Raw genomic sequence first — 25,372 nt, forward strand, 5'->3', positions numbered from 1 at the left:
TGTGATGAGATCCAATGATGGTCAATTTGGAGGAACCAATTAAAGGAGGGATACGGTGTACGGCATTTATATCGACCGTGAATCGAAACGATCCGTTACCCATCAGGTATGCCAGCAGCTGCGAAGGCTGATCGAATCGGGACAACTGGCAGCAGGAACACGGCTGCTTCCGACCCGAGTTCTGGCCAAAGAGTGGGGCATTGCGCGCAATGTAGTCATCGAGGTATATGAGCAGCTGACGGCTGAGGGATATTTGGAAGGGCGCGTAGGATCAGGCACCTATGTAGCGGGCGGGATTATACCCTCTCCCCGTCCACGAAACGAGCCATCTGTCGGCGAGCAGCCGATCCATAAAGTTACATCGACTGAACATTCGCACATGATCGATTTTGCCGCCGGCATTCCCGATCAGAAGATGTTTCCAAGGCACATCTGGGCCAAGTACTTGAAACAAGCAGCTGAGGACTCCGTTAATGCAAACCATGATTACGGTCACATCAAAGGTGATAAGATGCTGCGCTCTGCCATTTGCGACTATGTATTCCGGTCCAAGGGCATCCAATGCTCATCCGATCAAATCGTGATCGTGTCCGGCGCTTCCGAAGGGTTGCTCCTCCTTGCCAAATCGTTAGCTTCCAGGTTTCATTCCATCTATATCGAAGACCCCACGATCGATATTACCCGCGATATTTTTCAGATGATGAACTATCGGCTTGTGCCGGTTGAGGTGGATCACGGCGGCATGCGCATCGACGCCGTGACGAGTTTCGCACCAGGTCATCTGGTTTTATTAACGCCGTCACATCAGTTTCCTTCCGGCAGCGTATTATCCATCCAGCGCAGACATCAGGCCATCCGGATGCTGGAGGAAGCCGACTCCTTCGTGATCGAAGATGATTATGACAGCGAATTCCGGCTTCGAGGAATCCCGGTGCCTCCTCTGCAGACGCTATCGCCTTCGAGAGTCATTTACGTGGGAACATTCAGTAAAACCTTAACGCCAAGCCTCCGGATCGGATTTATGATCGTGCCGCCTGATCTAACCGATGCCATAACCGAGATGAAAGATAAACTGAATATACATACCCCAACCGTCATTCAACAAGCGCTAAGCCAATTCATTCTGGACGGCCATCTAGAACGGCATATCCATAAGATGAAAAAAGTGTACAAGAAACGCCGCAATGTATTAATGGAGCGGCTCCATCACTTGTTCGGGCAGGATATTTCCATTGTCGGCGATGATGCGGGGATGCATCTTCAGGTGATATTCGGTCCTCAAGCTTACGCTCTCCTCCCATGGAACGATACGGTCTCATACGGGTTTCGCGTCGAGCCTGCTTCTAATTACAGAATCTCGCCATCGCGTCCTCCGAGTTCGACAGGGATCGTATTGGGATATGGAAACCTTTCGACGGAAGAGATCGAAGAAGGCTTAAGCAGGCTTTACGCATTTGCTTCTCCTTGCAGGGATTCATCTTGATTCCCGGGCATATCTTCCCTTCTCCAAACAACAATGGCTCGGTTCGCTTTACGGCGAACCGAGCCATATCTGTTTCATCCTCAGGATCTTGCCATCATATCCCCTCAATCCGGTCAAAATTACGCAGCGTCCGAAGCGCATTCAGTGTCATAACGCCCTTCCATTCTTCCTTGGCCGACGGCCATACCTCTTCGAATTGGTACCAGCTCCAATTCGGCTCCCAGGCCCCATCTTCGCCCTGGTTCTCTATAAGCAAGTCCAGCTCCGCCGGAAGAAGCGCTCGATATTTTGGAAAGTAAGGAGAGTTCGGCGTGTCCATAATGCTCAGCGGTGTTGCCCCGTATCCCTCCCGGCTGCCGGGGTCCAGGCTAATGCAGTTGTCCATGAAAGCCTCCAAAGCCTCCCTGATCTCGGATGCCTGTTCCTTTGGCAATCGCTCATTCAAGCGCAAGTAACAAAACAGTTCATGCATTTCTTTTAAATCGCTGGTTCGATTCAGGTAGTCCAGAGCATAACGAACCAAGGAATCCAGCGATTCCAGAGGATACAGCTCCCGTTCATCGATAAAATAAGCGATGATGTCTGCATTGGGATTGCCCCAATGGTCCTTAAAAGCGCCGTATTGCCACCAAATCGCTCTAGGTGACTGCTCCGCTTCTTTGGGGATAATGTCCCATCCTGAGCGTTCAGGCACATACGTATGCTCGAGATACTGTAACGCGGATATAACCCGTTCGTTCCGCTCGGGATGATTCGGATGTAACCGAAGAATCTCCAGCGCTCTGGTCGTCGCCAGGGCAGATGACTCCTTGCAGCGAAGGTCAGGCTCAAGGCCATGACCGAATCCGCCATCCTCGTTCTGGTAGCTGGAGAGCTCAATCAGCACATCCGTAAACGACCCGTTCTCGAATTCATATCGGAACAAGGCCCGTTCAAGGTTTCTGGCCCGCTGCAGCATATACTGCCTTGCTTGTTCCCATCGTATCTCGTTTAGCTTCATCACTCGGGTTCCATCTCCTCGTAGAAAGTGATTCGATTGCCGAACGGATCCGTTACACGTACCTCTTTGCTGTTCCATGGGGCGATCTCGATTCCGGGTCTCTGATACGGATAGTTCTGGCTTGAAAGCTGTTCGTGAAAAGCTTCAATTCCTGCGATCTCCACGCGAATGGCTGCTCCAGGGGAGCAGTCACCGTAATGCTCCGTTAAATGGATCAATAACGAACCTTTGGATATTTGCATGTAAAGCGGCGCCGAATCGTCAAACCGGTGCTCCCAGTCCAAGGTGAAACCAAGATACTGCATGTAGAATTCCCTTGCCTTCGTTTCGTCGAACACCCTGAACAACGGTATGATTTTGCTCATGCCAGCCCCTCCCTCCTCTCATCATTCGTATACATTATGTATGTGCTGCTGTTGACTTATTTTAGATCGTATCACAAATCACGTCTCAGCTCGTCCCTATCTTATATAAACTAAACCCGAGCAAACCAATGATCCTTCGCCGGGTCAAGGATCCATTCTATTCATTCCTTGTCACTTTGGTTAGTTTCTTGGCCTTCTCGCGTTTCACGCGGCTCCAAACCAGCAGAACGAGAAACGAACCTGCCAGACAGAGAAAAATGACTTTCAAATAATGCTCCACCACATTCAGAATGTACTGCCACTGCTCCCCGAATATAAAACCTATGCTGAAGAAGGCCAATACCCATGCAGCCACTCCCGTGTATCCGTATATCCAAACCGTCCGGTAGGGAACCCGAATCATGCCGATGAAATACCCGATAAACTGCCTGACTCCGGGAATGAAAAAACAGACGATGAGCAGCTTGTTCCCATACTTGCTGTAATACGCCTGTGTTTTCTCCACAAGGGACGGCTTGATGAACAGCCATTTTCCATAGCGTTCAATCAGCGGCATCCCTAACCGGTAGCCGAGGATATAGGTAATGGTCAGCCCCATGGCCGCTCCTATAAAAGCAGATCCCATGGCCGGAACCATGTCGATGACCCCCTTATAGGTCAGGAACCCGGTATAAGTCAGGGTAGTGTTTCCTGGAGGAATTGGAAGAGCAATAAAATCAAGAGGGAGCCCAATCAATAACACCAGATAACCATATTGTTCAAACAACCGCTCAACCAATTCAAACAAATTCATGGGGAAAACTCCTTCGTCTTACCGATAACTGTCATGGTAGTGGTGCAGGGCTTCATTCACATAAACTTCCCTGTTCAGCACCTCGTAGGGCACCGGGTTCTTTTCTTCGGCCCATTCTCGCGAAGGGCGGTAACGCCGTTGAATCTCTATCAATCGGGTCAGAACCGATAGCGCCGAATCTTTGTGCGTGTTAATGGCCGCTTTTCGCTTCATCTCTTGCAGCAAGGACGAATCCGTCATTAGCGTCATGAATTGATGCTGCAGTTCTCCCGCCATAGCTTGACGTGCCACGCCAATGCCAACCAGGTAGTCGGCATTATCCTGCTCTTGGCCAGGCAAGGGTTTAACCAACAGCATGGGACGTTCCATCGTTAATGCTTCGGAAATCGTGAGACCTCCCGGCTTCGTCACCATCAAGTCGGCCATCGCCATCAATTCATGCATACGATCCACATAACCCATGACGGTGATTTGCGGATGCTCCGCAAACTCTTCCAGCAGCGATTGATATAATTTCATATTGCGTCCGCACACGACCATAAACCGAACATCCTGCGGGTATGCCCTGGATTTCAAGAGCTCGATAATTTCTTTATCGATCATCCCTTCTCCGCCGCCCATGATCAGCACGACCTGCTCGGATGGTTTCAAGCCATAATAATCGCGCAGCCGTTCCTCATCCACCGGTTGACTGTAGAGCGGGTTGACGGGTATTCCGGTCACCGAGATTTTTTCGCTCGGCACGCCTTTGCGCTCCAATGCAACCTGGACCACATCGGAACCCACCATGTAATAATCCGTATGCGAATGGATCCAATAACTGTGATCCGTATGATCCGTCATGACGGTGGCCGTGGGCACGTCCGTGTAACCCATTGCTTTCAACAGCGACATGCCTGCCGCTGCCGGCGGAAACGTACTGACTACGATAGCCGGCTTTTCGATCTCCAGCATTGCGCTCAGTTTTTGAAGACTGAAGGTGCTGAAGCGTTTCAGCATCTGAATGAGCGTGTTTTCCTCGCGCGTTTTTTGGAACAAATAACCGTAAACGGATGGAAAATGCTTCATCCACTGCACAAAGAAAAACTGTCCGGCCACATGCAGCCGCGGATGGGTTAACTCCATGTAATCAATGACTTTAACGCGCAGATGAGGGTATTTTCTTTTTGCTGATTCCACAATGGCCTTTGATGCCTGGTTATGACCCTCTCCCAGACTTCCGGTTAATATGATGATTTTTTGCTCATATATGGATCTCATTGATATTACTCCTTATCTAACGTTATGTGTTTCCCAAGACATGCATCAGGTAAACGACCAGCCATCCCGATCCGAATCCGATCAGGCTTCCCGCCAGACAATCGGTCGGGTAATGATATCCCCAATAGATACGGGATAGACCGACCAGCGCAGCCAGCATGATCAGCAGTATCGTCGGCAGCGGCGAAACCAGAAACAGCAGCGGGGTAATGACTGCAAAAATCGCCGTCGTATGACCGGAAGGGAAGGAGTAATCCTTCAGCGGGAAATTTCCGATCTTTACCTGCTCCAAAACCCGGAAGGGACGATCTCTTCTGACGATTCTCTTGATGAGGACCACGATCAGATGGCTAACGGTTAACGCAATGGCACTCTGATATGCCGTGATATCCCAAGCTTCGAATGCTGCCCAGGCGATAAGCAACGCGCTCAAAATGGTGAAGGTGGCTCCGCCGAGATGGGTGATGCCGCCGAACAACCGGTCAAAGGCTCGGTTGCTGATCGTCTGGTTGCACCAGACGAATACCCGGTGATCAAAACTTTGCAGTCGCTTTATCATTCATTCTTCACCTGCCGTTACGTCAATTGAATCTTTTGGCCCCTTCACGACGGGGACCTCCGAACGTTTATTCCTGCGCTTCTTGATAAGCCGCACCGTCAACCAAATGCCCCCGATCAGAGCACCTACGGATAACAAAATAATCGTAAGCACGCTGTCCACCATATTCTCGGCAGCACGGCCATATACGTAGAACAGCACACCCACCGTGTAGAACTTCACGGCGCGTCCGAGCGCTGCATAGCTGATAAGCTTCCATAAAGGATAGTTCATGCAGCCGGATAGAATGGTGAATATTTTGAAGGGAATCGGCGTAAACGCACCGACCAGGATAGCGGCTTCGCCATGCTTGGTGAACAAAGCGGTGGCGGAATCATACCATTTTTTCTTCATGATCTTGGTTAACACCAAATGACCTGAAGCCTTGCCGATTCCATATCCGATGGGCGTTCCGATCAAGCACCCGACAAACCCGATCGTGGCGAGCCAGATCGCACGGTCCGGACTCAAGGCACTTAAGGACAACTGCGAGAACAGTGCCGGAATCGGAAAAATGATCGCGTCGATCATGGCATGAATGAATAATCCGATATCGCCTAAATTACGTAAAAAATCCATCAAGCCTAATCTCCTCTGCTTGGCTGACCCTTGGACAGCCCGTGTATCGTGCGATATCGTTGCTTACATTCGAATTTGAAATCATCGGTTCACATTCCTCTCCCGTATCATGTTAATGCAAGGATATCACGAATGGAGGAGGATGCCTTCCGTCTTCAGACGATAATGAACCTAGACTTAGGTCTAGATCCTAATAGTAGATATAATATAGTAGATATAGTATAAACGAGTTTTATGATCAATAAGTTGGGTTTATAACCATTTGAATCAAAAACAAAAAAACAGCTCAGCCGCAATGTGCGCGGCCAAACTGCCAGGATCCAAGACCAAGTCCTATTCAAATTGGCAAATCCTCAGAACGTCCCCGATGGAATCCACGACATGATCGGCTTGCGACAAATCCTGATTTCCCGAATTCGGGTTCACGAAGCCGATGCATGTCATGCCGGCCGCCTTCGCTGCAGCAACGCCATGCCGGGCATCCTCCAGCACCATGCAGTGCTCGGGCTCCACGCCTAACAATTCAGCCGCTTTGAGGTACACATCCGGCGCAGGTTTTCCTTTTTCCACTTCTTCACCGCTCACGACGCATTCGAATTGATCCAGGAGATCGAACTTGCGCAAGACGGCCGTAATAAATACGGGAGGCGAGGATGATGCAATCGCAGCAGGGATACGACGTGCTTTAAGTTCAGCCAGAAGCTCCCGAATGCCGGCAATCGGCTCCATTTCCCGAGAGGTGAGCATCTCGATTTTATTGGACAATTGGTATTCGATAATCTCCGATACGGATTGCGCAAGCCGATGCTCATGTTTAATGGCTGCCCACATCTCCGGATTGGTCATGCCTACATACTTCTCCAATTGTTCATGGGTTATCGAGGATCCGTAGTAGTTCATCACCTGGATATCCACTTCAAAGTGCAGCGGTTCGCTGTCAATAATGACCCCGTCCATGTCAAAAATAAATGCCTGTATCATGTTCATGCTCCTTTGCTGAATGTTCTGTTAGTTAACCCCAGATGAGATCGAGCACCGTTCCCAGCACTCCGGATTGATGTCCGCGGAGGACATCGGGATTGAATACCTCGACGAAACCGCACCGCGTACTCCCCACTTCATCGATCTGGCCAAAGCACGGTCATTCGGAAGAAATGATGTCGTGGAGCTCCTCCAAAGTATGTATTTCATACTTGGGGTGAATGGACGTCGGATTGGCCTTTCGCTGCGGGTTATACCAGCAGGTATCTATCCCGTAACGGATGCCTCCTTGTATATCGGAAGTTAACGAATCGCCAACAATGATCACCTCGCTTTTATCGGGGTGGTTTAACTTATCGAAGGCGTAATCGAATATTCCTTCGTGCGGCTTTTGAGATCCTGCATCCTCCGAAACCACGATACATTCAAAGGAATCGCACAGCGCCGATCGGCTGATACGATTAAACTGCACTTCCTTGATTCCGTTCGTGATGATGGCCATGCGTTGGCCGCGCTCGGACAGTTGACTGCACAGCTTCTCTGCCCCTTCCATCAGAAAGGAGCCCTGTCCTAAATACTTTATGTAGATATTGCTAAAGGCTTCAGCGTCCAAAGCGCAATTGATACTATGTTCCTCCAGGAGTCTTTCGAACCGGGCCGCACGCAATTCGCCCTGCGTCACGATCCCCTGCTCGAAATCGTTCCACAACTGCTGGTTTATGCGCCTGTAACTGTCTACGATCGCATTCGTGCACTCCTGGTGGATTTCGCCAAAAACGCCGGCTAACGCAAACGCCTCCGATTGGGCATAGTCGTATAGCGTATCGTCCGCATCAAATAAAATAACGTTGTATCGCAAGGCTGGGCCTCCTCTCTTGCTGCTTAACTTCAACCATTACCCTTTCGCTACCCAGCATAACATTTTATTCATCCGGATTCATCGAACCATTGTCGGATGTCGAAGTTAATCTGGATTGTCGGTTCAATTCCTGGATCCTCTGCCTTTGTAGATGATCTAGACGGTCTCTGTTACTCTTCACCAACTCCGTCAGACGCATGAAAATTAACAATAATATCGTAATGATTACACCTGCTGAGAACACCATCATTGCCCATTCGTCCACGCCTAAGAGCGTGATCAAAAGCAATTCCGTCACAATGAAGATCCCCGCTCCAAGGGCAAGCTGTTTCATTGGGCCTCCCTATTACTCATCGCATAATTTATAGTGATGATACCGCTCCTGCTCAAGTTCGATCTCGCCGATATAGGCAAATCCGCACTTTTGGATTACTTTATTGGAAGCATGATGATGAACGACGGCGATTGCGTTGAGTTCTCGCTCCCTTGTATTCCGGAACAAATAACGGATTAACGCCCGCACGGCTTGGGTGGCATATCCCTTATTATAATACCGATTGGAGATTCCGTACATGATCTCTCGGTTAGGCGGGGGCAGCTCTTCCTTAGGACCGGTATTGCACCAGCCGATGCATTCCCCTGTTTCTTTCAGAACGATGGCTAACCGCAGACGCAGCTGCCCCACATCCCCGCCGTCTTGAACGGCATGCAGGAACCGCCGATTCTCCGGCATTTCATAGTCGGTTAACCATTCTCGCCGCTGTTCCCTTGATACATCCCAGCCAGGCAGGAACTGTCTGATCTCCGGTTCGTGCGTGATCTTGCAGATCGCATCCAGATCTTCCAACAAATATTCCCGAAGGAAGATGTCCTCACATTCAATCGTAAAGGGCTTACCCTGGAATTCGATAGTTGTCTTGCTGTTCAATATAACCCCTGCTTTCATTCGCTCAATGATTCCTGGTCATGATCCATGTTATCAACTGATCGGGCCGTGTAAAAATATTGTCGGGTTCCACCGCAAATTGTGCATTCTGAACGGTATCAAACCAATGCGCCCCGATGGTTAATACCTGAGCTGATTTGCCAGCCGCAATGTCGGCATCGCTGTCCCCGACAAAAACCACGTCCGATGTCCTCAGACCCAACAGCTGAACGGCTTTGAATATCCCTTCCGGGTCGGGTTTGGAACGTTCAACCTCGTCTCCCGTAATGGTAGCGGCAAAATACCCGTCCAGTTTCAGGTTTCTTAAACATATATCCAGGCATCTTCTGCTCTTGCCCGTGATAATAACCATGGGTATACGTAAATCCGACAGCTTCACAATTAGATCCTGTACGGCTTCCGATACCTGCACATGCTCTTGAAAATCCTGCTCAAACACTTCGTAATAATATTCTACGGCTTCATCAACATGGGCCGAATTCGAAAGATGATTGGCAATGATCTCTTCCTCCGTTGGCCCAAACGTCTGAACGATCTCGACATCGGTCAACCGCTGGCCTTCGTACTTCAAGAAAACCGCCCGGAACGCTTTAAACGAAAGCGGCAGCGTATCTGCTAAAGTACCATCGAAATCAAACAGCACCGCCTGTATGGTATTCATCCCAAATCTCCCCTTTCACCTCGGAATCCGACTGAACAACACGACTTGCTCAGACCAAATCCAGCCTCATCTGAATGGTAATCATTTTTCGATCGTCATCTAACGCCGTGATGCGGACATCGAACGGCTCGAATCCCAATTTATGATAAAAAACAAGCCCTCTGGAATTGGTATTATGACAGCTTAGATAAAAACGTTCCATTTCGTATTTTTCTTTGGCGATGTCCATCATGGTACGCAACAGCTTCTGCGCTGCACCGAGTCCACGGTGCGACGGTGCAACAACGACATTGCCAAGCCACAACGATCCATCCGCATCTTCATAAAAATTCGCGTAGGCGACGACCTGCCCGGTGGATTCTTCAAAGATAACCGTGGGATCAAAGCGGTTCTCAAGCAAACTCAGGATTTGATCCGGCGTCAAAGGGAATTCCGATCTCGGGCTCATGTAAAACAGTTCTTCCGGCGTTTGAGGAAAACTGCAAATCGCTTGCAAATCCTCGTCCCTCAGCGGCCTATGTGCATACATATCTTGAGGTCCTCCTTACTAAGCTATTCGGGCAATATACATGCCTCTTCCGATCAAGCCTTGCGTATCGTGCTCCACATCCAGTCCCGCTTCCAGAAATGCCCCGATCATCTCTTCCACGGTAAACAGACCCATACGATGCTCCTCCGTGTAATGCTCGATTCCAACCTCGCTGCCAAACAAATACGAAAAATTCATGATCGAAACATTACCTGCGCGATCCGAATGGGACATTCTGCTCATGTGGATCCCATGTCGCTCGGTCGTGATCGTGTCCACTCTTCCGGTTGTCCAAACGTCCGGCGTAAGCCATGGCTCAACCAGAATGACACCTTCCTCGTTCAGATGTTCCCTAAACTGCACAAGGGTTTGAACCAACAACTCCGGCGTCTTCACATACCCGATGGAGCTGAACAGACACATAATCACGTCATACTTCCGGCCGAGTCGAAAACGGGTCATATCAGCCACCGAATAATCCCCCTTGGGATTCTTCGACTTCGCTATAGCTACGAATTCGGGGTTCAAATCGATTCCATCGATTGCATAGTGCTGCTTCAAGAAAACAGCGTGTTCCGCCGTTCCGCAGGCTACATCCAGAACGGTTTGGTAATCCTTGCTTTGTCTTTCGATATATTCCCGGACCTGCCGCGCCTCCTGCTCATAGTCCTTGAAGCTGTAGATCACGTCATAATACTTCGAAGATAAGTCGAACATGATTTCACCAACTTTCCGTATCCTTTATGAGTACGTTAGAAAAAGGGAAAACGCGATTGATGACTGCGAACAGCCCATTTGACTAAAAAGACCCAACTTAGACAGCTTCATCTAGGGCCGGGTCCTCTGTGGCAGGCATCTTCCATGATTATACAACTGTTCATTCGATTGGGTAACCCCTGGATCCGTTAAGCTCAGATACACCGGTACATACGCTACGGATGCTGCCTTTATCCTTCGATACGCTTATGTCTATACCAATAGGAATAGATCTCCCTGTACTGAATACGATCGTACAACCGGTTAGCAGCAACATTGTTCTGGACCACTTGTATATAGCTGCTTGCGGCTCCATTCTTCTTGGCCCAATGCAGAATATGTAAGAGTAACTGCTTTCCGAACCCGCGATTTCGGCATGCCGGAGCTGTGGCGAGATCAAATATGCCGACGACGCCTTGCTCTATTGCCCCGATCCCGCATGCCACAGGTTCACCAAGATCATATAGGATGAAGAATCCGTATTGAATCACGGAATAGTTGAACAGCTTTCTTTTTACAGCCTTATACTTCTCGGATATTCCAGTTATCTCGGTCAGCACGCTCAGCCATTCATCCGTCAGCCGTTCTTCGATCTTAACCTCCTTATGCGTTGGAAGCTCCAGATGATCCAGATGATCTAACACCCTCAGACTGGTTGGATCAAGTATGGAATAACCCCTGGAATCCAACATACGGTCCAGCCCCTGCGGATTGAACGGGGTGATTTTAAATACGACGTCAAGCCCAGCCTTAACATATAATCGCTCGCATTCATGAATTTGGGCGTCAAGGTCTATCGAAAGGTTCGTGTATAAGGCATTAATCGAGTTGGATCTCTTCGTATAACCGTCTGCAAAACGTAACAGCCACCCATGGTGCGTCAAGGTTTGAAGCGCCGGCCAAGCGTTTAAGGTAAGTTCTTCGATTCTCTTTAGCACGTAACCACTCCTACCATATGATAGGAATTAATATACATCTATTTGTATTTTTATACAATCTAAATGATCTTCTTCATGTATCCTGCACGCCACTCGATTCTGCTAATTCCTTGGATCTATCGGCGATACTAAACACAATGGGAACGTCCGTCATCCTTCTTCTCCATATCATATGGTCGACTCCGCTCCCCCAGTGATCTTGAAGGACGTAATCGGGTTCACCTAGTTTCTTCTTCCATACTTTCTGAGCACGCGTATATCCGCTATCCAAACAAAATTCCGTTATCCCCTTATTGAGCAGCGTAAGATACATGATATGAAGCATCAGACTGCCGATTCCCTGTTGCTGATAATCAGGATGCACAAATACCGTTCCGATTTCAACCACGTCACGCAGTACTCCATTGGAACTTTTCCGTATCAATGCATTGGACGGGCCAAACTCGATGCTGCTTACAACACTGTTGTCTATAAGTCCGATCAGAAAATACCTCTGCTCTCCGTTCGTTGCAATATCCGCGTTCAAGCACCTCTTTTTGGTCTCAATCTCCTGCTCGACGTCCTCCGATAAATCTGCCAAGCCTTCTTTGGCAAACGTATCGGTAATCACGACTCTGAAAAAATGCTCCATCGCTTTCGTATCACTAGGATTCGGCCGCCTAATCTCTACATGAAACATGAGGAGTCCTCCTCCTATCGTCAATTACAAATAGACTCACCATTTTTGGGTATGTTCGATAACATGGGCTTTTATTTCATCCTTTTGTTGATCCGTTAGCTGAACGGGTGTCCCGGAATGATCGACGGGGATGTGGATGGTTAGAGGTGTTTCAAGCTCCTTTTCTTGGCTGCTGGAATCCTCGTTGGGTATATTCTTCCATCGTTTATGACTTTGATCGTACACCCTGGTCTTCATAAACTTCCCTTCGCTATCGTAATAGTCTTCAATCGCTCGTACACGCGACAGCGTGGCCCCTTGATTATCTTCATGATTGATTATCGAATTCACTTTTTTATAACCTGAAGGCACGTAGAGCCCATCTGCAGTTATCATCATATCTTCAACGATAAAAGCCTCAATGTGCTCTACCCGCTCCCCTCCGCTCTGACAAGAGCATAATGCCAACACGATCCATAGGATACAGATCCACGAACCCGTTTGTCGCACGTATTTCAGCAACACGCCTAACCTCCTTGCACACGAATACCTTCCAGGGTCAATAATGTGCTCAACTCCGCAGCCGTGTTCTGTACGAACCTCTCCACTTTATCCAAAGTAAAATAAATCAGTTCAATCTTCGGCTCATTACCTTCCTCCAACAACCATTCTAGTTTAATCGTTCGATACTGCTCCACCTCGGACTTGTCAACAAACGGGTCCAGTGCATGCCCGATCGAATCCTTAAGTGTCTTCAGTACGGAACCTGCCCAATGCTGGGATCGTATGATTTCGAACTCAAGCTGGCTGACCTCCTGGTTATATGTAAATCTCAAGCTTTCATTGTCCGCTTTGTTTTCTTTTTTGTAATCAGCGTACAGCGTCTGCACCCACCTTAAATCCGTGTAGATATGAGCAAAATAACCGTATACAAAGTCAATCCACTCTTTTCCCGGCTTCTGTGTTACATATAACAAATAATTCTCCCTGATTCGATTGGCATCCGGCAACAAATCTTCGTTTACCAGATGCGTGATCCCTTTTTGTTCTCTCGTTATGTTGCCCCTGACATGGACGGCATCGGGAGCGATGCTCCCAAGCAACAAACTCGGTGTCGGCTCCGGCGTACCCAGCTGCTGGGCAATCGCAAAATGGACCATGGGCCATGGCATTTTTCATACACCTCCGATCATCATTTATGGGTAATTCCTGTACTCGACCATTCGCTTACTCCAAAAATACAAAAACTCAGCCCCTTCGTACATGGAATCTCAGGTCACTCTCTTCCACATGATCTACTCCATACGCTCGTTACGGAGCACCATGTGAAGGTGGTCTTCCCATACACCGTTTATCTTCAGGTATTTGATCGCCAGACCTTCCTCATAGAAGCCCAGTCGTTTCACTACGTTCATCGAGGCTTTGTTTCTCGGCATAATGTTGGCTTCCAAACGGTGCAGCTCCAGCGTATCAAAGCAATAGCCGACCACGGCGCTCAGGGCTTCGGTCATATACCCTTTTCCCGTATGAGATTGTGCCAGCTTATACCCGACATGAGCCGATTGAAAAACACCCCGCACGATATTGCTGATCGCAATCGAGCCGATCATCTCATCGTTTTGATGCAGCCATACTTTAAGCAGGGAACCGTCAGCGATGCTTCGACTTTCCGCTGCCAGAATCTCAGCCTGTTTCTCCAGGGTATAAAACTCCGCTTCCCTGGCAGGCTCCCAAATCTTCCAAAACTCATCGTTCCTGACGATAAAATCCAACACATCCGCTGCCCGTTCCCGATCCACGGTTTTCAACTGCAGACGTGAAGTTTGTAGCGTTATGGACATGTGATGCTCCCCCCTGAACAGCTTTAAACTAAAAATTGCAACACCATATCAATCCCTTGGGATATCATGCTTTAGCATGGATCGTGTAATTCCACGGGCTTCCCCCTCAGGCGTCAATCGGTATTCAAACTGCATAATCGTGTCATGGGCAAAATAAATATACTCTACCTCAGGCTCGTCTTTAAATACCACGACGGCATAAAAAGGAGGCAGCTTAACGCCCCAGATGCCTTGGACCGACTGGATTTCATCCTGCGTATAATGTTCTTCTTCAAGCAGGTAGGTCTCCACCTTCTTGGCATAGATTATTTTGTTGGCTTGCACATACACAAAGGGAGACAAGAGCACAAACACCAGCAAAACCAACAATGCGATTTTGATTTTCTTCATTGGATTCCCTGTTGTTTGCATAGCATAAAATGACGCCTGACCTCTTCGTAGTTCTCCCGAACACTTCGGCTCCCGTCCACGAACATCACCTTGAATCCGCGGTCCAAGGCATCCTTGGCCACGTATCTCGCAAAACCGATATCCCGGTCCATCCAGTTTCGAAACGCGGCGCCGGGATCATCGCATGATACCAAAATTTCGTGGATCCATTCCCGTTTGGCATAATGCTCCTTCTGGAATGCCGGAACCGGGACGATCCATATCGCATGATGGGGGCTGGGTACCAGGTGCTCGACTTTTTCCGGCAATAGAGCCGCACCTTCAACGATGATGGGGCTCGTGTCCGGCAGGGCCGAAACATCATCCATAATCATGCCAAATTCCTCGCGGTAAAACTCCAATTCTTCCTCAACCTGCTGCTCCACCGGCCGCGACCACAATGCATTCCAGGACATATCCTTCAATCGGGACATGGTGGGGTGCTCCGACGGATGGCATATGCTCACATGCTTCTCGTTGAATAGATCGCATTGATAATAGGTGCAGCTGTAATCCTTCGCCAATTTTTCAGCAATCGTCGACTTGCCCGAGCAGGGGGAGCCTCCGATCCAGTATACATGGGAGTAGTCTTTTTTCTCGGTCAGCATCGTATCACGCCCCTCTGTCGCCATCACTTCTTAACTCGTTTCGAATGTCCAGCAACACGTTCCAAATTGCCCTCAAATATACCACAACGAACAAAAAGCCCACAACTAGTATCAGTGCGACCATATCCATGTTAACTCCCCACCTTTACTCTGCGACTGGGCATCCCGTCGACCTAAGATCTACGGATCTTATGCTCAGGAAGCACGTGGTTACGCAACTTTATCCCTTCATTTATTATAACTGTCTTTTCTGCGACAAAGTTACGCTATCATACCAGATGTCCTAAACAACAAAAAGAACCGGTTCAAAACCCGGTTCTTTCATTTAAGCCTATGATACTTACTCCTCTCCCTGAGCCTAGCTCACCACGGCATCCAGTTCGGACTCGTTCCGTTCATGCTCAGGTACCAGCACCTCTACCACGACTCTGGTCGGCACGCAAATAATCTGTTGATAAGGTTCCGAGATAAAACCCATGTCCAGCGCGATTCGCCTCGGAGCATCCGAATATATCATCTGGATCCCATAGTCATATACTTTCAATGTATTGTGTCCAAACTTGGTCTTAATGTCGATGATGCGTTCGTCCCCGTTCAGCGGGACGGTTTCGTATTCTTTGCCATTCACCGTGATCAGCGCCTGAAGCTGACCCTGCTGATATTCCACGTGGCTATGCTTCCACCATTGCAGCCCCGTGAAGGATCCAAGGATCAGGATGATGGCGAACAAAATCATATCTCCGCGTCTTATTCTGGACAAGGTGCTCCCTCCCGACGTGCAAAGTCTTCGGTACCCAAGTATGAACGATGCTCGAAGCCATGGAAATGAGTTTTGTCACATTCGCTACCCAGGTTAAACGGCTGCCCGGTTTTATGAATTGATGGCGTATGTGTTCCAGCAAAATATTCAGGACGGCCAATCGCCGACCTTGGCACAAACCGTTGAAAACGTTCTTCACTATGTAGACGAGCATTACATGGATCCTGATTTGACGGTAAAACAGCTGGCGCACATGGCCCGATTATCGACCTGGCGTTTCACGCCTATATTCCAGGAACTCACAGGGAAGAAACCATTGCATTACGTAACCGATTTGCGTATTAACCGTGCCAAAGAACTTCTGCTACGGAAAAATGAGCCGCTGCGATCCATCGCCCAAGAAGTGGGATACATGGATGAGTACTGCTTCAGTCGCCGTTTCCGCCAGATCACGGGGATGTCGCCTTATCGACAGGGCTGTACCACGCACGTGGTTTTCAGCCGACGGAACTTGTCCGTACGGTTCTGAGCGACGGGATGGGTTATCTATGCATGCCACATTCTTTCGATCAATACATTTCCGTTGATCGGCATGCACAGATTACATACCGCCCATAGACTCTGGCCCCCTGGTAACACCAGTCCCGTCCGACATAAGGATGTACGTATTGCGAGATGCAATCCTGACACTTGGCCCGATGTCCCACCGGATCGCTTGTATACCACCACCCGGAAGGATAAGGACATAAGCCCTTGCAATCGTTGATCACCGTCTTTGGCGTGCAAATGATATAATCGGACGGGCAGGAGGCATCTGCGCCGCAGCCCGTGCAATATTGTCCGTGCGGCGGTCTGCAGGGCCCCGCGGTAAAAGCGTGTTTAAGGATATCGTCATCGTTGGGCCGTACCAACACTTTGGCGAGCGCCTCGGCCGTCCTTTGCGCGAATTTATTCAGGAGCGTCTTGCGGTTCATTTTCCGGGTAACCCGGCTGATCAGCACCTGCGTCTCTTCGTCCTTGCTCTCCGGCTTACTCCACATGCTCTCACCTCGTCTTAGAAAACATTTGATGCTTTCGCATACGCTTCAAGCTGCTCCCGGCTGTTGACCAGACCCTTATGCCTGATGATGCCGTTTGTATCCACCGCGTAGGCGTAAGGCGTGACCTGGACATCCAAGTGATTTGCGAACTCCGAGCTTACGATCAGCACCTCATCGTCATATGCTATTTTGCGGACATAATCCGAAGCCAAATCCGCGGACGAAAATAACAGCAGGATCGGTTTCACGTTATTCATCATGGCGATCCGCTGAAAATCCGGCAGGATTTCGGCGCATTCCTTGCACGTCGGGGATCCGAACAGCATGAGGGATGGCGTGCCAATCAGCTCGCTGGTGGACCACTCGGCTCCTTGCAAGGTTGTCGTTGTGGCTCCGGGCATTTTGTGGCCGACCGGGATACCGGACTGATTCACTCCTCTTGCTGTGCCCATCACCATAATCCCGAGCTGCCGGAACAGGACCAAGTTCAGAATCACCAAAGGCACGACCAAAATCCACAGTATGGCATATGAGATCCAGAAGAACGTGTTCATCGCGGCCTCCTCTACCTTCTTTTTATCTTTGAAATATGCGGTGCGGCAATATCGCGGTATATTCGGATTGCGTGTAAGGCATCCGGAACTCCTACAACTACAAACAGCGCAAGCAGTAATATCATGCCTTCCATAAGCAGACCCGTTACTGTAAACGACTGATGAAACGCAAGCCTTGCGGCAGAGCTGCAAACCAATCCTGCGAAGCCCATCGCCAGATTAAACCCAATCAACGGAAACCCCAGCCTGGAGCTGATCTGAGGCCCGAAGCAGCCGCAGTCCACCCTTCCTTTTATTCGGATGAAATAAGCCACGCCCAGTCCTTGAATGAAATAAAGCAAGGAAATGCCCAGGAAGCTGATCAACGACGGAAAGCTGTATACCAAGGTCACCGTCAAAATTTGCAGAAGAATGAGCAGCACATGCAGCCCGGCTCCCCCGGGGAATGGATCCGGATCACCGAAGGCACGGCCCCAGGCATAACTTGCCACCGACAATAGCATGGGAAGCGTAACGAATATCGCGAGAACATCGTACATGGACCTGTATGCTCCTTTTTGGCATCATCAGCTGATGATGCAGATGATGGCTCCCATGATCAACAGCATGGAAACCGCCAGCCGCACCGCGGTCAGCAGCGTGAAGCTGTATACTCTTCTTTTAAGCATGCGGTAGACGATGGACCGGATCAGCGGAAGGCTGAACACGGTGCCTCGAACCATTCCAAACGTCGCGCCTGCCAGCAGGCTCAACCACCAGGGAGCCGCAAACAAGGAAACCACGATGTAGGCATGAAAGAGGACGCCCACTTGGAGCGTGATGAAACCCAAGCCCAGAATCAGGCCCCATAACGCCGCGGATCGATACCCTGCAGCCTTGATCCATTCCGAGGGAACGATGAAATTGCCGGAGGGCAGGATCCCCGTTTTTTGAATCAACTCCAAGACCAGAAACACGACCAACAGCACAACGATGACGTAGTTTTGATATAAGCCCGCCGGGGTTAATTTCAGCACATAATTGATGCCCCCGACCGCAAGCCCCGTTACGGCGCCGCCAAGGGTACAGGTCACGATATAGACCAGCGCATAGTTGAATTTACTGACCTTCGTGCTGTCCAGGCTGCCTAGCACGTTCAGTCCGCAGGTAGTATCCACGCTGGCCATTGCGGCACCGACCGCAAACATAAAAAGCAGCATCGTCAACAAGCCATGCCACCTCCCCACAATCCCGTTACATGAATCCTTAACACTTCATCTTATGAGCGATAGCCTGTCGATTATTTGCACGAATCTCCGATGGCTTGGGCATGTTTGCCCGTGGCTATCTTTTCCAGAAAAAAGAAACCGTCCATGGATGATCTCCGTGGACGGTTTTTCTGTAAGCTATTCACTTTTTCTAATTAAAACCAAAACATAACACGCTTGCCTAACCGTGTGGAGCCGATTTGGTCCACTCCATATAAATCCGGTCGTCGAAGCCTTTCTCATTCGAGTCCTCGGGTATACGCTTAAACTCCCGAAATCCTAATTTCTGATATAATCGAAGCGCGGTTTGGTTGCTGTCCGTCACTTCCAGAACGTAACGCCTGTATGGCAGCTCCGACATGACGTGTTTCATCAAAGCGGTTGATACGCCTTTGCCGCGTGCTTTTTCGGTTGTGGCCACGCATTCGATATATCCGGTCTCGTCATCATAGGGCAATGCCGGGTTGAATTCGTTCTTCATGACGTTATATGCAAGCTCTCCCGTCTTGTCCCCAAAAGCATCCTGAAGCGGGGCTAACGCGACCGGCATGGCCCGCTGCCCATTATGGGAACAAGCCAAGATTCCGACAATGATTCCCTGGACCTCCGCCACATAAAACACCTCCGGGCTGAACAACGTCCGGAAGGCGTTCTCCAGCATGTTCCGGTCTCGGGAGAAATAAGACAACTCCTTATAATACCCGTTAACAAACACCTCGGCCACTTCGCCGCGAACATCGCGTTCGTAATCGGCCATGCTTCTAACCGTGATCGAGCACATCTTGATTACCTCCTGTCAAAAATGTAGTCTGCGCTTCATTTCCTTGCGGAATCCCTTGTCTGCAATCAGGCACATCCCGCCGAATGTCAGCAAGGCGTACACCGCCGCAGCAACGGCTGTCCATAATACGTGCGACATGCCAACGGCATACAGCAATAAGGGAACGATACCAAGAAGGATCAGTGTTAATAAGTAACCTGCGAACTCCCGCCAGCCCATTTTTCGCGAACAGCATATAACGGTAATGAGCAAGGTTGCCGCCATCATCAGGAATGGAATGACATAACCGGTCGACCAGTAAGACGTTCCCGACGCCACGTTGATCCACAGCAGCATGCCGGACAGTCCGAGCAGCTGAACGATAATTTTGCCGCCGAGATGCGACCCGGACATCAGGGTATGCCTGATGGACAACCACGCATACAGCACGCAGGGCATGAGGGTTAAACTCCACCATACCTCGCGATTCCCAAGTAGGTTAATCAGGACGGATAACCCCATGACGGATACCGCAAGAAAGGTAAGCCACTTGGACACAAGACTGCTGCTCGCATGCTGCTCCTCGGCAGACTCGTAGACGGGATACCATGAATTTCTTACGAGGTGATTCTCATCTTTACCTTGCACATTCCTTCGGCATAAGGGACACGCTTGATGCGCCGGATCTACGGATACGCCACAGCTTTCGCATCTCATGCGCCCATCCCCCAATCATTGCTGACAATCGTAATGTCCAATTCGGTCAGGCTGGCAAGCTGGCGAAAAAAGCGCATGATCACATCGCTTTCGACGATATTTCGGGCAAACGTGATGGTGAGCTGATCGTTGATCGAGCTGACGGCACAGTTCATGGGACTTTTGGCTGTGGGATACATCGTGGTTTCCATCGCCTCGATATGGGATGCCATGCTCGCTGGAATGTCGACTCGGCCTAGGTTGGTAAGCGTAAGCGTTTTGGCTTCTTCCCCGAAATGGTCAAAGCCGTAACGGATTGCCAGATCCTTTAATTTCAGCGGCGTGAAGCGGGAAAACAGGTTTTTTTCGTACTTCATGCTCCCGGCCATCGCTTGGCTTAAATAAGACTTGGTCGTTTTCTCTTTCATCTGTGCATGAACGATTTCAAGCACCTGCTCGAATGTCATGCCTTCCTTTAGTTGCACGCCAATGTTGATGACCGCAAAAAAGTTGCGGAGGCTGCTGGAAGGAAAGATTTTTCGCAGGTTTACCGGCATGCTGATCACAATCGGCCGGTTATCGTTATTGAAGGGCAGTGTGGTATCGTAAACCGCCATAATCAAAATTGCCGTCAGGTAAGCGGTAAGGGTTACTCCCTTCTGCTTGGCTGCCGCATTCAGCCGCGATGCGTGAACCATCCCGTGTATGACGTTGTGTCCATAAGGCGAAAAACGGGTGCCCGGAATCTGAAGTGCATCCGGCATCCTGGCATCGGGTGTGGCCGAAATATAATGCGCTTGAAAGCTATCTTGAGCTTCAGCATAACGGGCAAATGAAGCGGGCGGCAGAATCAGGCCTTCCTTGTCCTCCACGTCCTCGCCGAGAAGAGATAAATACTGAAATGCCAAGGTTTTGAGGAACTCCAATGCCCCTCCCCCGTCCGTTAAAGCATGAAAAATCTCCACGCTGATCTTGCTGCCGTAATACAGAACCCTCACCAAGCTTCCATTCTCATGCGAAAGAGTAACGGGGGCACAGGGATAGGCGGATTCCGGCTCCACCATCAAGCGTGTCTCCTTCTCCCGCAGAAATTTCCAGAACAGTCCATTTCTTAGCTCGACATTCAATAGTGGAAATCTCTTAATTACGCTATCGAGCGCCTCCTGTAAAACCGTTGGTTTCACCCGGCTTGTCAGCATCATCGACAGCCGGTAGGTAGATGAATTCTCCCTCCCCGCAACCGCGGGGAACAGCTTTCCCGCGTGGTCAAGTTTATACCATTCTTCCATGTACGTTCTCCCCGTTTCTTCATGTTCTCCCGCTTAAACAGCATACCGGTCTACTATATGGATACATCGCCCTTATACTCAACCTTCGACCGCAGCCGATACCAAGACCGCGTTCCCCTCTTCATGTGGCTGTCTCCGATCTCCCATCGAAAATCGCTTCCTTAAAGAGGATCGGGTATGAATCAACTTCATCGGTACGAGCAATTCGGTTCTTCGATCGATGCGGCTCTTACCCTCCGGGTGCATCACGGACAACAGCATGCGCAGATAGGATGTGGTCAGCTTCTGGAACAGATCCGGTTTCATTGCTTGATGCTCAAAACCAAGCCCATGCGTTAATCCCCGGTGAAGCAGCGTAATCCCGACCAATGCGTTAACCTCGCTGAACTCGGACTGGCTTTCATAGGCGCGGCTAATCTGCTGCATGGATTTTCTTCCAAGCCTCGCAATCTTCAGGGCCGCGCGGTCCGGCCCTTCTGCTCGAATGAGCTTCAGAATCGTCTCATTATCCAAATGAAGCTCGCCTACCAGATCCCCATCCTGAATGACCGTGGAATCCTCGCAGACGATGCGCTCCCCCCGATGCTTCTTGATCATGACCGTGCATATGCCAAAGCGCGAGATATGCGTGCTGCGGAATTTGGAAATAAAGCTGAAGAAACGTTCCCATATCATCCATGTGCTTTGCATGATGGTTTTAAGTGATTTTTGCAGCAGATCCAACACCCCATTTTTTGATGAATATTACATTCAATCATTAGTCAGGAAAAAATCGTTACTCACATCTTAATGGAGAACTGCGCAGGTTCACACCGCCTAAGGTATAGAGTTTTACTCGGTCTCAGGGCGGAGGCCCGTTTAAAACTGCTCGTGTCGATTGAATGAACGCCCATTCGAGCACAACAAAAATAACCTGAAACATGCCAGTCATCGGTTCTAATCGATCTTTTTCGTAATATTTAAAAAGTAAGCGCTTTAAATTTGCGCAGCATGGTATTTTTAGGCTCTTCCGATCATGATGGCTGCCGTTGAGTCCATTTGGTTTACATCAAAACTGACAAGGATGTGGCTAAGATGATGCTTTCACATTTACGAAGGTGCGGGCTTTTGTTTCTGGCGGCCGTTCTGTTTACTACACTCTGCGTTCCATTACCGCAGGTTAAAGCGGCAGCGTTCATTACGATTGACTCCCATCAGGACGGGCAAGCACTGCAGCCGGGCGTAACGGAGTTATTCGGAACCTATTCCGGGGTGTATGAGCTTCAATTCATCTTGAACGGCGAGTTCGTAACGGATGTTCAGATGGAGGATCCAAACGGCGATGACAGCGGGAACTGGTCCTATAAACTCGACACAAGCCGACTTGACGGCCCCGTCGAAATGGTCCTGAAAGGCAATGACGCGATAACGCGTTATGGCATCTGGTCTCCTTGGATTCACTTGAACATCGATAATCCTGCAGCTGATACACCGGAAGTGGAGATTACCAGCCCAACCGAGTCTACGCTGCAGCGCAACAAAATGAAAATCAACATATCCGCAGAAGGGAAGAATCCGATAGCGCTGGTTGAGCTCCGCATCGACGGCGGCGACTGGCTGCAGGTTCCCCCTGCCAAGAACGGATATTCATATACATTGGATTTACGACAATCCCCTCGCCAGGTTCACAGTCTGGAGGCTAGGGCAACCGATACACGCGGCAATACAGGTTATAGTCTGACGGTCTATGCAAGAAACGGGGGACAGACATCGGCTCAACAAAATCAGGATTTCGCAGCGGTTACGAATACCGTTTATATGGCGGATGATCATATCAACCCACATCTCGCTAATGTAATGGGTGATGTTGACAATCCCTCGGCGACGAATCCTGAGACGGTGACCAGCAGCACGTATGACCCGGAACCGCTGCCGGATCAGGATCGTGCGATCTGGATCTGGGAAAATGCCTCCTATCCCCTGGTCCTGAATCCGAATTCCCGAGCCGTTCTCTCTTCCATGGCGAAGGATGTTACGACTTTTCATCAACGTCCCATCACGACGCTCTATTTGGCTGTGGGGCAATATAACGGAGCAAAAATGCTGGAGGATTACCGGAGCGAAGTCCAACAGTTCGTCGAGTGGGCTCACGCCGAGGGTTTTTATGTTCAAGCCTTAATCGCCGGGGGGACCGTGCCGCCTTACTTCGGAGCCTACAGCCGATATCATACTCACGCCGTGCGGGAGTTTGAGCAAATCCTGAATTACAACCTGGCTTCCAGCGAATCCGCTCGCTTCGACGGCGTGAACGTGGATACGGAGCCGTATATCCTGCCGGACTTCAAAACCGCAAAACCCTTCATACAGATTCAGTATCTGGATATGCTGCAGCTGCTCATGGAACGCAAACAAGCATCGGGACTCACCTTGTCGGTTGGCGCAGCGATCCCGAGATGGTATGACACTTCGGCCGATGCGAGCAATATCCCGTGGAACGGGCAAACCAAATGGCTGTCTGAACACATTCAGGATACCGCCGATTACATCTCGATCATGAATTACCGCGATCAGGCGGATGGCAGTGCAGGCATTATCGCGCAAGCGCTGAATGAGCTGGCCTACGCCAATCTGATCGGTAAGCCGAAGTCGGTTGTGATCGGTGTCGAGACCAAAGACATCGCGGATGGCGGGGACCCCGAAACCATCAGCTTCCATGAAGAAGGACGAATTTATATGGAGTCGGAGTTAAACAAGGTGTACGACGCTGTTCAGAATGACCCGGCGTTTGGAGGCATTGCCCTCCACCATTACTCCTCGATCTTGGATTTTCCAAGCGAATGGGGACCTGGCGGCTATACCTGGCAGCCTCCTGCCGACCATGAACCGCCAAGCGCGGTCAGCGGAGCGGCAGCTATCGCATTTGATTATCAACGGATCAATATAACCTACGATATGGCTATGGATAACAGTGCCGTAAATGCATATCGGATCTATCGGGGAACCGAAGCCGGCTTTGAGATTGGACCCGCTACTTACGCCGGAACCTCGAAAGGACTTTCTTATAAAGATACAGGGTTGCTGCCGGACACCACCTATTATTACAAAATCACTGCAGTCGATATCAGCGGCAATGAAGGAGCTCCCAGTTTGGCTGCATCCGCAACGACGATGCCGTCTGCGATGAAACCGATGGTGATCGACCAGATGAACATCACTTACACCTCCGGCATCGCCAAAGTCACTTTTAAGATGGTCGATATGGAGACAAGAATGCCTGTTGCGGCCAAGATCAGCGGACGATTCACCCATATGGCAGGCAAATACGTTACGGCCGCGACGAGTGCAGAAGGCATATTCCAATCGCAGTCCGAACTCGTCTCCGTATCCCGCGGCGAGATCGGCTTCCTGCCGAGGCGAATCATGGCGGACTCCTACTACTGGGCAAGTGCTTATGACCAACTCCCGTATCCAACGGTGATATGGGAGCCGTGAAACTCAGCTTGTATTTCAAAGCTATATTCAGATAGAAGATGCGCCCTGGCTTTAGGCCGGGGCGTATTGCTGTTATTGCACTGTCTGCATCAAAGAATGACCGTTCTCCCTCAAATATTGCTGGGTAAACGGTCGCTTCATTTCTTTACTAGGCAATGCAGCACTACGCATGCGGATCATCCTTCCAATCCCTGTTGCCCCCAGATTTCTTATGATCCTATTATATGGTTGAAATCCGGAGACAAAGGGACCTCTCTGCTTCTCCAGCATG

At 49.8% G+C, this 25,372-nt stretch carries 32 protein-coding genes; 3 read left to right on the plus strand and 29 right to left on the minus strand.

The window, feature by feature from the left end:
* Positions 1–55: 55 nt before the first annotated feature.
* Complete coding sequence (locus MHI43_RS18985) at positions 56–1,483, plus strand: PLP-dependent aminotransferase family protein (protein ID WP_036660944.1); 1,428 nt, start codon at positions 56–58, stop codon at positions 1,481–1,483.
* Positions 1,484–1,577: 94 nt separating this feature from the next.
* Here MHI43_RS18985 and MHI43_RS18990 read toward each other — a convergent pair whose 3' ends face one another.
* The 21 genes from MHI43_RS18990 to MHI43_RS19090 all read right to left on the minus strand — a co-directional run bounded on the left by MHI43_RS18990 (position 1,578) and on the right by MHI43_RS19090 (position 16,044).
* Positions 1,578–2,483: a hypothetical protein gene (locus MHI43_RS18990; RefSeq protein ID WP_341283288.1), complete on the minus strand. Its 906-nt coding sequence runs from the start codon at positions 2,481–2,483 to the stop codon at positions 1,578–1,580.
* Positions 2,483–2,848: a glyoxalase superfamily protein gene (locus MHI43_RS18995; protein WP_036661095.1), complete on the minus strand. Its 366-nt coding sequence runs from the start codon at positions 2,846–2,848 to the stop codon at positions 2,483–2,485. Before MHI43_RS18995 ends, MHI43_RS18990 begins: the two co-directional genes overlap by 1 nt.
* 157 nt (positions 2,849–3,005) lie before the next feature.
* Entirely contained in the window at positions 3,006–3,641 is a 636-nt protein-coding gene (locus MHI43_RS19000; RefSeq protein WP_036661097.1) for a DedA family protein, read from the minus strand.
* An 18-nt stretch (positions 3,642–3,659) separates the two neighbouring features.
* The gene (locus MHI43_RS19005) at positions 3,660–4,901 is read right to left on the minus strand and encodes a glycosyltransferase (protein ID WP_036661101.1); all 1,242 of its coding nucleotides are present in this window, start codon (positions 4,899–4,901) and stop codon (positions 3,660–3,662) included.
* A gap of 22 nt (positions 4,902–4,923) precedes the next feature.
* On the minus strand, positions 4,924–5,460 hold the full coding sequence (locus tag MHI43_RS19010; RefSeq protein WP_015735943.1) for a phosphatase PAP2 family protein: 537 nt from the start codon (positions 5,458–5,460) through the stop codon (positions 4,924–4,926).
* Positions 5,461–6,078 (minus strand): VTT domain-containing protein, encoded by a 618-nt coding sequence (locus tag MHI43_RS19015; RefSeq protein ID WP_036661104.1) that lies wholly within the window; start codon positions 6,076–6,078, stop codon positions 5,461–5,463. It lies immediately after the preceding gene.
* Positions 6,079–6,411: 333 nt separating this feature from the next.
* A complete protein-coding gene (locus MHI43_RS19020) occupies positions 6,412–7,059 on the minus strand; it encodes an HAD family phosphatase (protein WP_015735945.1) in 648 nt (215 codons plus the stop codon).
* A 160-nt stretch (positions 7,060–7,219) separates the two neighbouring features.
* Positions 7,220–7,918, minus strand: a complete 699-nt coding sequence (locus tag MHI43_RS19025; protein WP_036661106.1) for a YjjG family noncanonical pyrimidine nucleotidase — start codon at positions 7,916–7,918, stop codon at positions 7,220–7,222.
* A 64-nt stretch (positions 7,919–7,982) separates the two neighbouring features.
* Positions 7,983–8,252: a hypothetical protein gene (locus MHI43_RS19030; RefSeq protein WP_036661109.1), complete on the minus strand. Its 270-nt coding sequence runs from the start codon at positions 8,250–8,252 to the stop codon at positions 7,983–7,985.
* Between the two features lie 12 nt (positions 8,253–8,264).
* Complete coding sequence (locus MHI43_RS19035) at positions 8,265–8,864, minus strand: GNAT family N-acetyltransferase (RefSeq protein ID WP_051425316.1); 600 nt, start codon at positions 8,862–8,864, stop codon at positions 8,265–8,267.
* A gap of 4 nt (positions 8,865–8,868) precedes the next feature.
* Complete coding sequence (locus tag MHI43_RS19040; protein ID WP_036661111.1) at positions 8,869–9,525, minus strand: HAD family hydrolase; 657 nt, start codon at positions 9,523–9,525, stop codon at positions 8,869–8,871.
* A 49-nt stretch (positions 9,526–9,574) separates the two neighbouring features.
* Positions 9,575–10,054, minus strand: coding sequence for a GNAT family N-acetyltransferase (locus MHI43_RS19045; RefSeq protein WP_036661114.1), 480 nt, complete (start codon positions 10,052–10,054; stop codon positions 9,575–9,577).
* A gap of 18 nt (positions 10,055–10,072) precedes the next feature.
* Entirely contained in the window at positions 10,073–10,771 is a 699-nt protein-coding gene (locus tag MHI43_RS19050; RefSeq protein ID WP_036661121.1) for a class I SAM-dependent methyltransferase, read from the minus strand.
* 230 nt (positions 10,772–11,001) lie between these two features.
* Complete coding sequence (locus tag MHI43_RS19055) at positions 11,002–11,748, minus strand: GNAT family N-acetyltransferase (RefSeq protein WP_036661125.1); 747 nt, start codon at positions 11,746–11,748, stop codon at positions 11,002–11,004.
* 73 nt (positions 11,749–11,821) lie between these two features.
* The gene (locus MHI43_RS19060; protein ID WP_036661130.1) at positions 11,822–12,427 is read right to left on the minus strand and encodes a GNAT family N-acetyltransferase; all 606 of its coding nucleotides are present in this window, start codon (positions 12,425–12,427) and stop codon (positions 11,822–11,824) included.
* Positions 12,428–12,463: 36 nt separating this feature from the next.
* Positions 12,464–12,931, minus strand: coding sequence for a hypothetical protein (locus MHI43_RS19065; RefSeq protein WP_036661133.1), 468 nt, complete (start codon positions 12,929–12,931; stop codon positions 12,464–12,466).
* 2 nt (positions 12,932–12,933) lie between these two features.
* The gene (locus tag MHI43_RS19070; protein WP_036661136.1) at positions 12,934–13,578 is read right to left on the minus strand and encodes a hypothetical protein; all 645 of its coding nucleotides are present in this window, start codon (positions 13,576–13,578) and stop codon (positions 12,934–12,936) included.
* A gap of 123 nt (positions 13,579–13,701) precedes the next feature.
* The gene (locus MHI43_RS19075; protein WP_036661139.1) at positions 13,702–14,247 is read right to left on the minus strand and encodes a GNAT family protein; all 546 of its coding nucleotides are present in this window, start codon (positions 14,245–14,247) and stop codon (positions 13,702–13,704) included.
* 48 nt (positions 14,248–14,295) lie between these two features.
* Positions 14,296–14,637: a DUF3139 domain-containing protein gene (locus tag MHI43_RS19080; RefSeq protein ID WP_036661141.1), complete on the minus strand. Its 342-nt coding sequence runs from the start codon at positions 14,635–14,637 to the stop codon at positions 14,296–14,298.
* Positions 14,634–15,284 (minus strand): hypothetical protein, encoded by a 651-nt coding sequence (locus MHI43_RS19085; protein WP_036661144.1) that lies wholly within the window; start codon positions 15,282–15,284, stop codon positions 14,634–14,636. Before MHI43_RS19085 ends, MHI43_RS19080 begins: the two co-directional genes overlap by 4 nt.
* Positions 15,285–15,642: 358 nt before the next feature.
* Positions 15,643–16,044, minus strand: a complete 402-nt coding sequence (locus MHI43_RS19090; RefSeq protein WP_015735961.1) for a NusG domain II-containing protein — start codon at positions 16,042–16,044, stop codon at positions 15,643–15,645.
* Positions 16,045–16,174: 130 nt separating this feature from the next.
* Here MHI43_RS19090 and MHI43_RS19095 point away from each other — a divergent pair, with 130 nt between their 5' ends.
* Positions 16,175–16,573 (plus strand): AraC family transcriptional regulator, encoded by a 399-nt coding sequence (locus MHI43_RS19095; RefSeq protein ID WP_162164387.1) that lies wholly within the window; start codon positions 16,175–16,177, stop codon positions 16,571–16,573.
* A 40-nt stretch (positions 16,574–16,613) separates the two neighbouring features.
* Here MHI43_RS19095 and MHI43_RS19100 read toward each other — a convergent pair whose 3' ends face one another.
* From MHI43_RS19100 to MHI43_RS19135, 8 genes are all read right to left on the minus strand, one after another.
* Positions 16,614–17,084: a hypothetical protein gene (locus tag MHI43_RS19100; RefSeq protein ID WP_036661151.1), complete on the minus strand. Its 471-nt coding sequence runs from the start codon at positions 17,082–17,084 to the stop codon at positions 16,614–16,616.
* Positions 17,085–17,098: 14 nt separating this feature from the next.
* Positions 17,099–17,638 carry a thioredoxin fold domain-containing protein gene (locus tag MHI43_RS19105; RefSeq protein ID WP_036661153.1) on the minus strand — a complete coding sequence of 180 codons (540 nt, stop codon included), beginning with the start codon at positions 17,636–17,638 and terminating at the stop codon, positions 17,099–17,101.
* An 11-nt stretch (positions 17,639–17,649) separates the two neighbouring features.
* A complete protein-coding gene (locus tag MHI43_RS19110) occupies positions 17,650–18,177 on the minus strand; it encodes a hypothetical protein (protein ID WP_036661156.1) in 528 nt (175 codons plus the stop codon).
* A gap of 27 nt (positions 18,178–18,204) precedes the next feature.
* A complete protein-coding gene (locus MHI43_RS19115; protein ID WP_235201714.1) occupies positions 18,205–18,837 on the minus strand; it encodes a DUF4407 domain-containing protein in 633 nt (210 codons plus the stop codon).
* A 229-nt stretch (positions 18,838–19,066) separates the two neighbouring features.
* Positions 19,067–19,666: a GNAT family N-acetyltransferase gene (locus tag MHI43_RS19120; protein ID WP_015735967.1), complete on the minus strand. Its 600-nt coding sequence runs from the start codon at positions 19,664–19,666 to the stop codon at positions 19,067–19,069.
* Between the two features lie 15 nt (positions 19,667–19,681).
* Positions 19,682–20,362, minus strand: coding sequence for a DUF6320 domain-containing protein (locus MHI43_RS19125; RefSeq protein WP_015735968.1), 681 nt, complete (start codon positions 20,360–20,362; stop codon positions 19,682–19,684).
* Positions 20,359–21,630, minus strand: a complete 1,272-nt coding sequence (locus MHI43_RS19130) for an alcohol acetyltransferase (RefSeq protein WP_036661159.1) — start codon at positions 21,628–21,630, stop codon at positions 20,359–20,361. Before MHI43_RS19130 ends, MHI43_RS19125 begins: the two co-directional genes overlap by 4 nt.
* A gap of 78 nt (positions 21,631–21,708) precedes the next feature.
* Complete coding sequence (locus MHI43_RS19135; RefSeq protein ID WP_081746284.1) at positions 21,709–22,320, minus strand: polysaccharide deacetylase; 612 nt, start codon at positions 22,318–22,320, stop codon at positions 21,709–21,711.
* A gap of 384 nt (positions 22,321–22,704) precedes the next feature.
* Between MHI43_RS19135 and MHI43_RS19140 the strand changes: the two genes are divergently transcribed.
* Positions 22,705–25,101 carry an Ig-like domain-containing protein gene (locus MHI43_RS19140; RefSeq protein WP_036661161.1) on the plus strand — a complete coding sequence of 799 codons (2,397 nt, stop codon included), beginning with the start codon at positions 22,705–22,707 and terminating at the stop codon, positions 25,099–25,101.
* Positions 25,102–25,372: the final 271 nt, after the last annotated feature.

The sequence above is a fragment of the Paenibacillus sp. FSL H8-0457 genome, assembly GCF_038051935.1.
Lineage (GTDB): Bacteria > Bacillota > Bacilli > Paenibacillales > Paenibacillaceae > Paenibacillus_AQ > Paenibacillus_AQ lautus_A.

Bases quoted from the DNA above. Each gene is read 5' to 3' on its own strand.
- MHI43_RS18990 (WP_341283288.1), bottom strand. From the start codon at position 2,483: ATGAAGCTAAACGAGATACGATGGGAACAAGCAAGGCAGTATATGCTG.
- MHI43_RS18995 (WP_036661095.1), bottom strand. From the start codon at position 2,848: ATGAGCAAAATCATACCGTTGTTCAGGGTGTTCGACGAAACGAAGGCA.
- MHI43_RS19000 (WP_036661097.1), bottom strand. From the start codon at position 3,641: ATGAATTTGTTTGAATTGGTTGAGCGGTTGTTTGAACAATATGGTTAT.
- MHI43_RS19005 (WP_036661101.1), bottom strand. From the start codon at position 4,901: ATGAGATCCATATATGAGCAAAAAATCATCATATTAACCGGAAGTCTG.
- MHI43_RS19010 (WP_015735943.1), bottom strand. From the start codon at position 5,460: ATGATAAAGCGACTGCAAAGTTTTGATCACCGGGTATTCGTCTGGTGC.
- MHI43_RS19015 (WP_036661104.1), bottom strand. From the start codon at position 6,078: ATGGATTTTTTACGTAATTTAGGCGATATCGGATTATTCATTCATGCC.
- MHI43_RS19020 (WP_015735945.1), bottom strand. From the start codon at position 7,059: ATGATACAGGCATTTATTTTTGACATGGACGGGGTCATTATTGACAGC.
- MHI43_RS19030 (WP_036661109.1), bottom strand. From the start codon at position 8,252: ATGAAACAGCTTGCCCTTGGAGCGGGGATCTTCATTGTGACGGAATTG.
- MHI43_RS19035 (WP_051425316.1), bottom strand. From the start codon at position 8,864: ATGAAAGCAGGGGTTATATTGAACAGCAAGACAACTATCGAATTCCAG.
- MHI43_RS19040 (WP_036661111.1), bottom strand. From the start codon at position 9,525: ATGAATACCATACAGGCGGTGCTGTTTGATTTCGATGGTACTTTAGCA.
- MHI43_RS19045 (WP_036661114.1), bottom strand. From the start codon at position 10,054: ATGTATGCACATAGGCCGCTGAGGGACGAGGATTTGCAAGCGATTTGC.
- MHI43_RS19050 (WP_036661121.1), bottom strand. From the start codon at position 10,771: ATGTTCGACTTATCTTCGAAGTATTATGACGTGATCTACAGCTTCAAG.
- MHI43_RS19060 (WP_036661130.1), bottom strand. From the start codon at position 12,427: ATGTTTCATGTAGAGATTAGGCGGCCGAATCCTAGTGATACGAAAGCG.
- MHI43_RS19070 (WP_036661136.1), bottom strand. From the start codon at position 13,578: ATGCCATGGCCCATGGTCCATTTTGCGATTGCCCAGCAGCTGGGTACG.
- MHI43_RS19075 (WP_036661139.1), bottom strand. From the start codon at position 14,247: ATGTCCATAACGCTACAAACTTCACGTCTGCAGTTGAAAACCGTGGAT.
- MHI43_RS19080 (WP_036661141.1), bottom strand. From the start codon at position 14,637: ATGAAGAAAATCAAAATCGCATTGTTGGTTTTGCTGGTGTTTGTGCTC.
- MHI43_RS19085 (WP_036661144.1), bottom strand. From the start codon at position 15,284: ATGCTGACCGAGAAAAAAGACTACTCCCATGTATACTGGATCGGAGGC.
- MHI43_RS19100 (WP_036661151.1), bottom strand. From the start codon at position 17,084: ATGTGGAGTAAGCCGGAGAGCAAGGACGAAGAGACGCAGGTGCTGATC.
- MHI43_RS19105 (WP_036661153.1), bottom strand. From the start codon at position 17,638: ATGAACACGTTCTTCTGGATCTCATATGCCATACTGTGGATTTTGGTC.
- MHI43_RS19110 (WP_036661156.1), bottom strand. From the start codon at position 18,177: ATGTACGATGTTCTCGCGATATTCGTTACGCTTCCCATGCTATTGTCG.
- MHI43_RS19115 (WP_235201714.1), bottom strand. From the start codon at position 18,837: ATGCTGCTTTTTATGTTTGCGGTCGGTGCCGCAATGGCCAGCGTGGAT.
- MHI43_RS19120 (WP_015735967.1), bottom strand. From the start codon at position 19,666: ATGTGCTCGATCACGGTTAGAAGCATGGCCGATTACGAACGCGATGTT.
- MHI43_RS19125 (WP_015735968.1), bottom strand. From the start codon at position 20,362: ATGAGATGCGAAAGCTGTGGCGTATCCGTAGATCCGGCGCATCAAGCG.
- MHI43_RS19130 (WP_036661159.1), bottom strand. From the start codon at position 21,630: ATGGAAGAATGGTATAAACTTGACCACGCGGGAAAGCTGTTCCCCGCG.
- MHI43_RS19135 (WP_081746284.1), bottom strand. From the start codon at position 22,320: ATGCAAAGCACATGGATGATATGGGAACGTTTCTTCAGCTTTATTTCC.
- MHI43_RS19140 (WP_036661161.1), top strand. From the start codon at position 22,705: ATGATGCTTTCACATTTACGAAGGTGCGGGCTTTTGTTTCTGGCGGCC.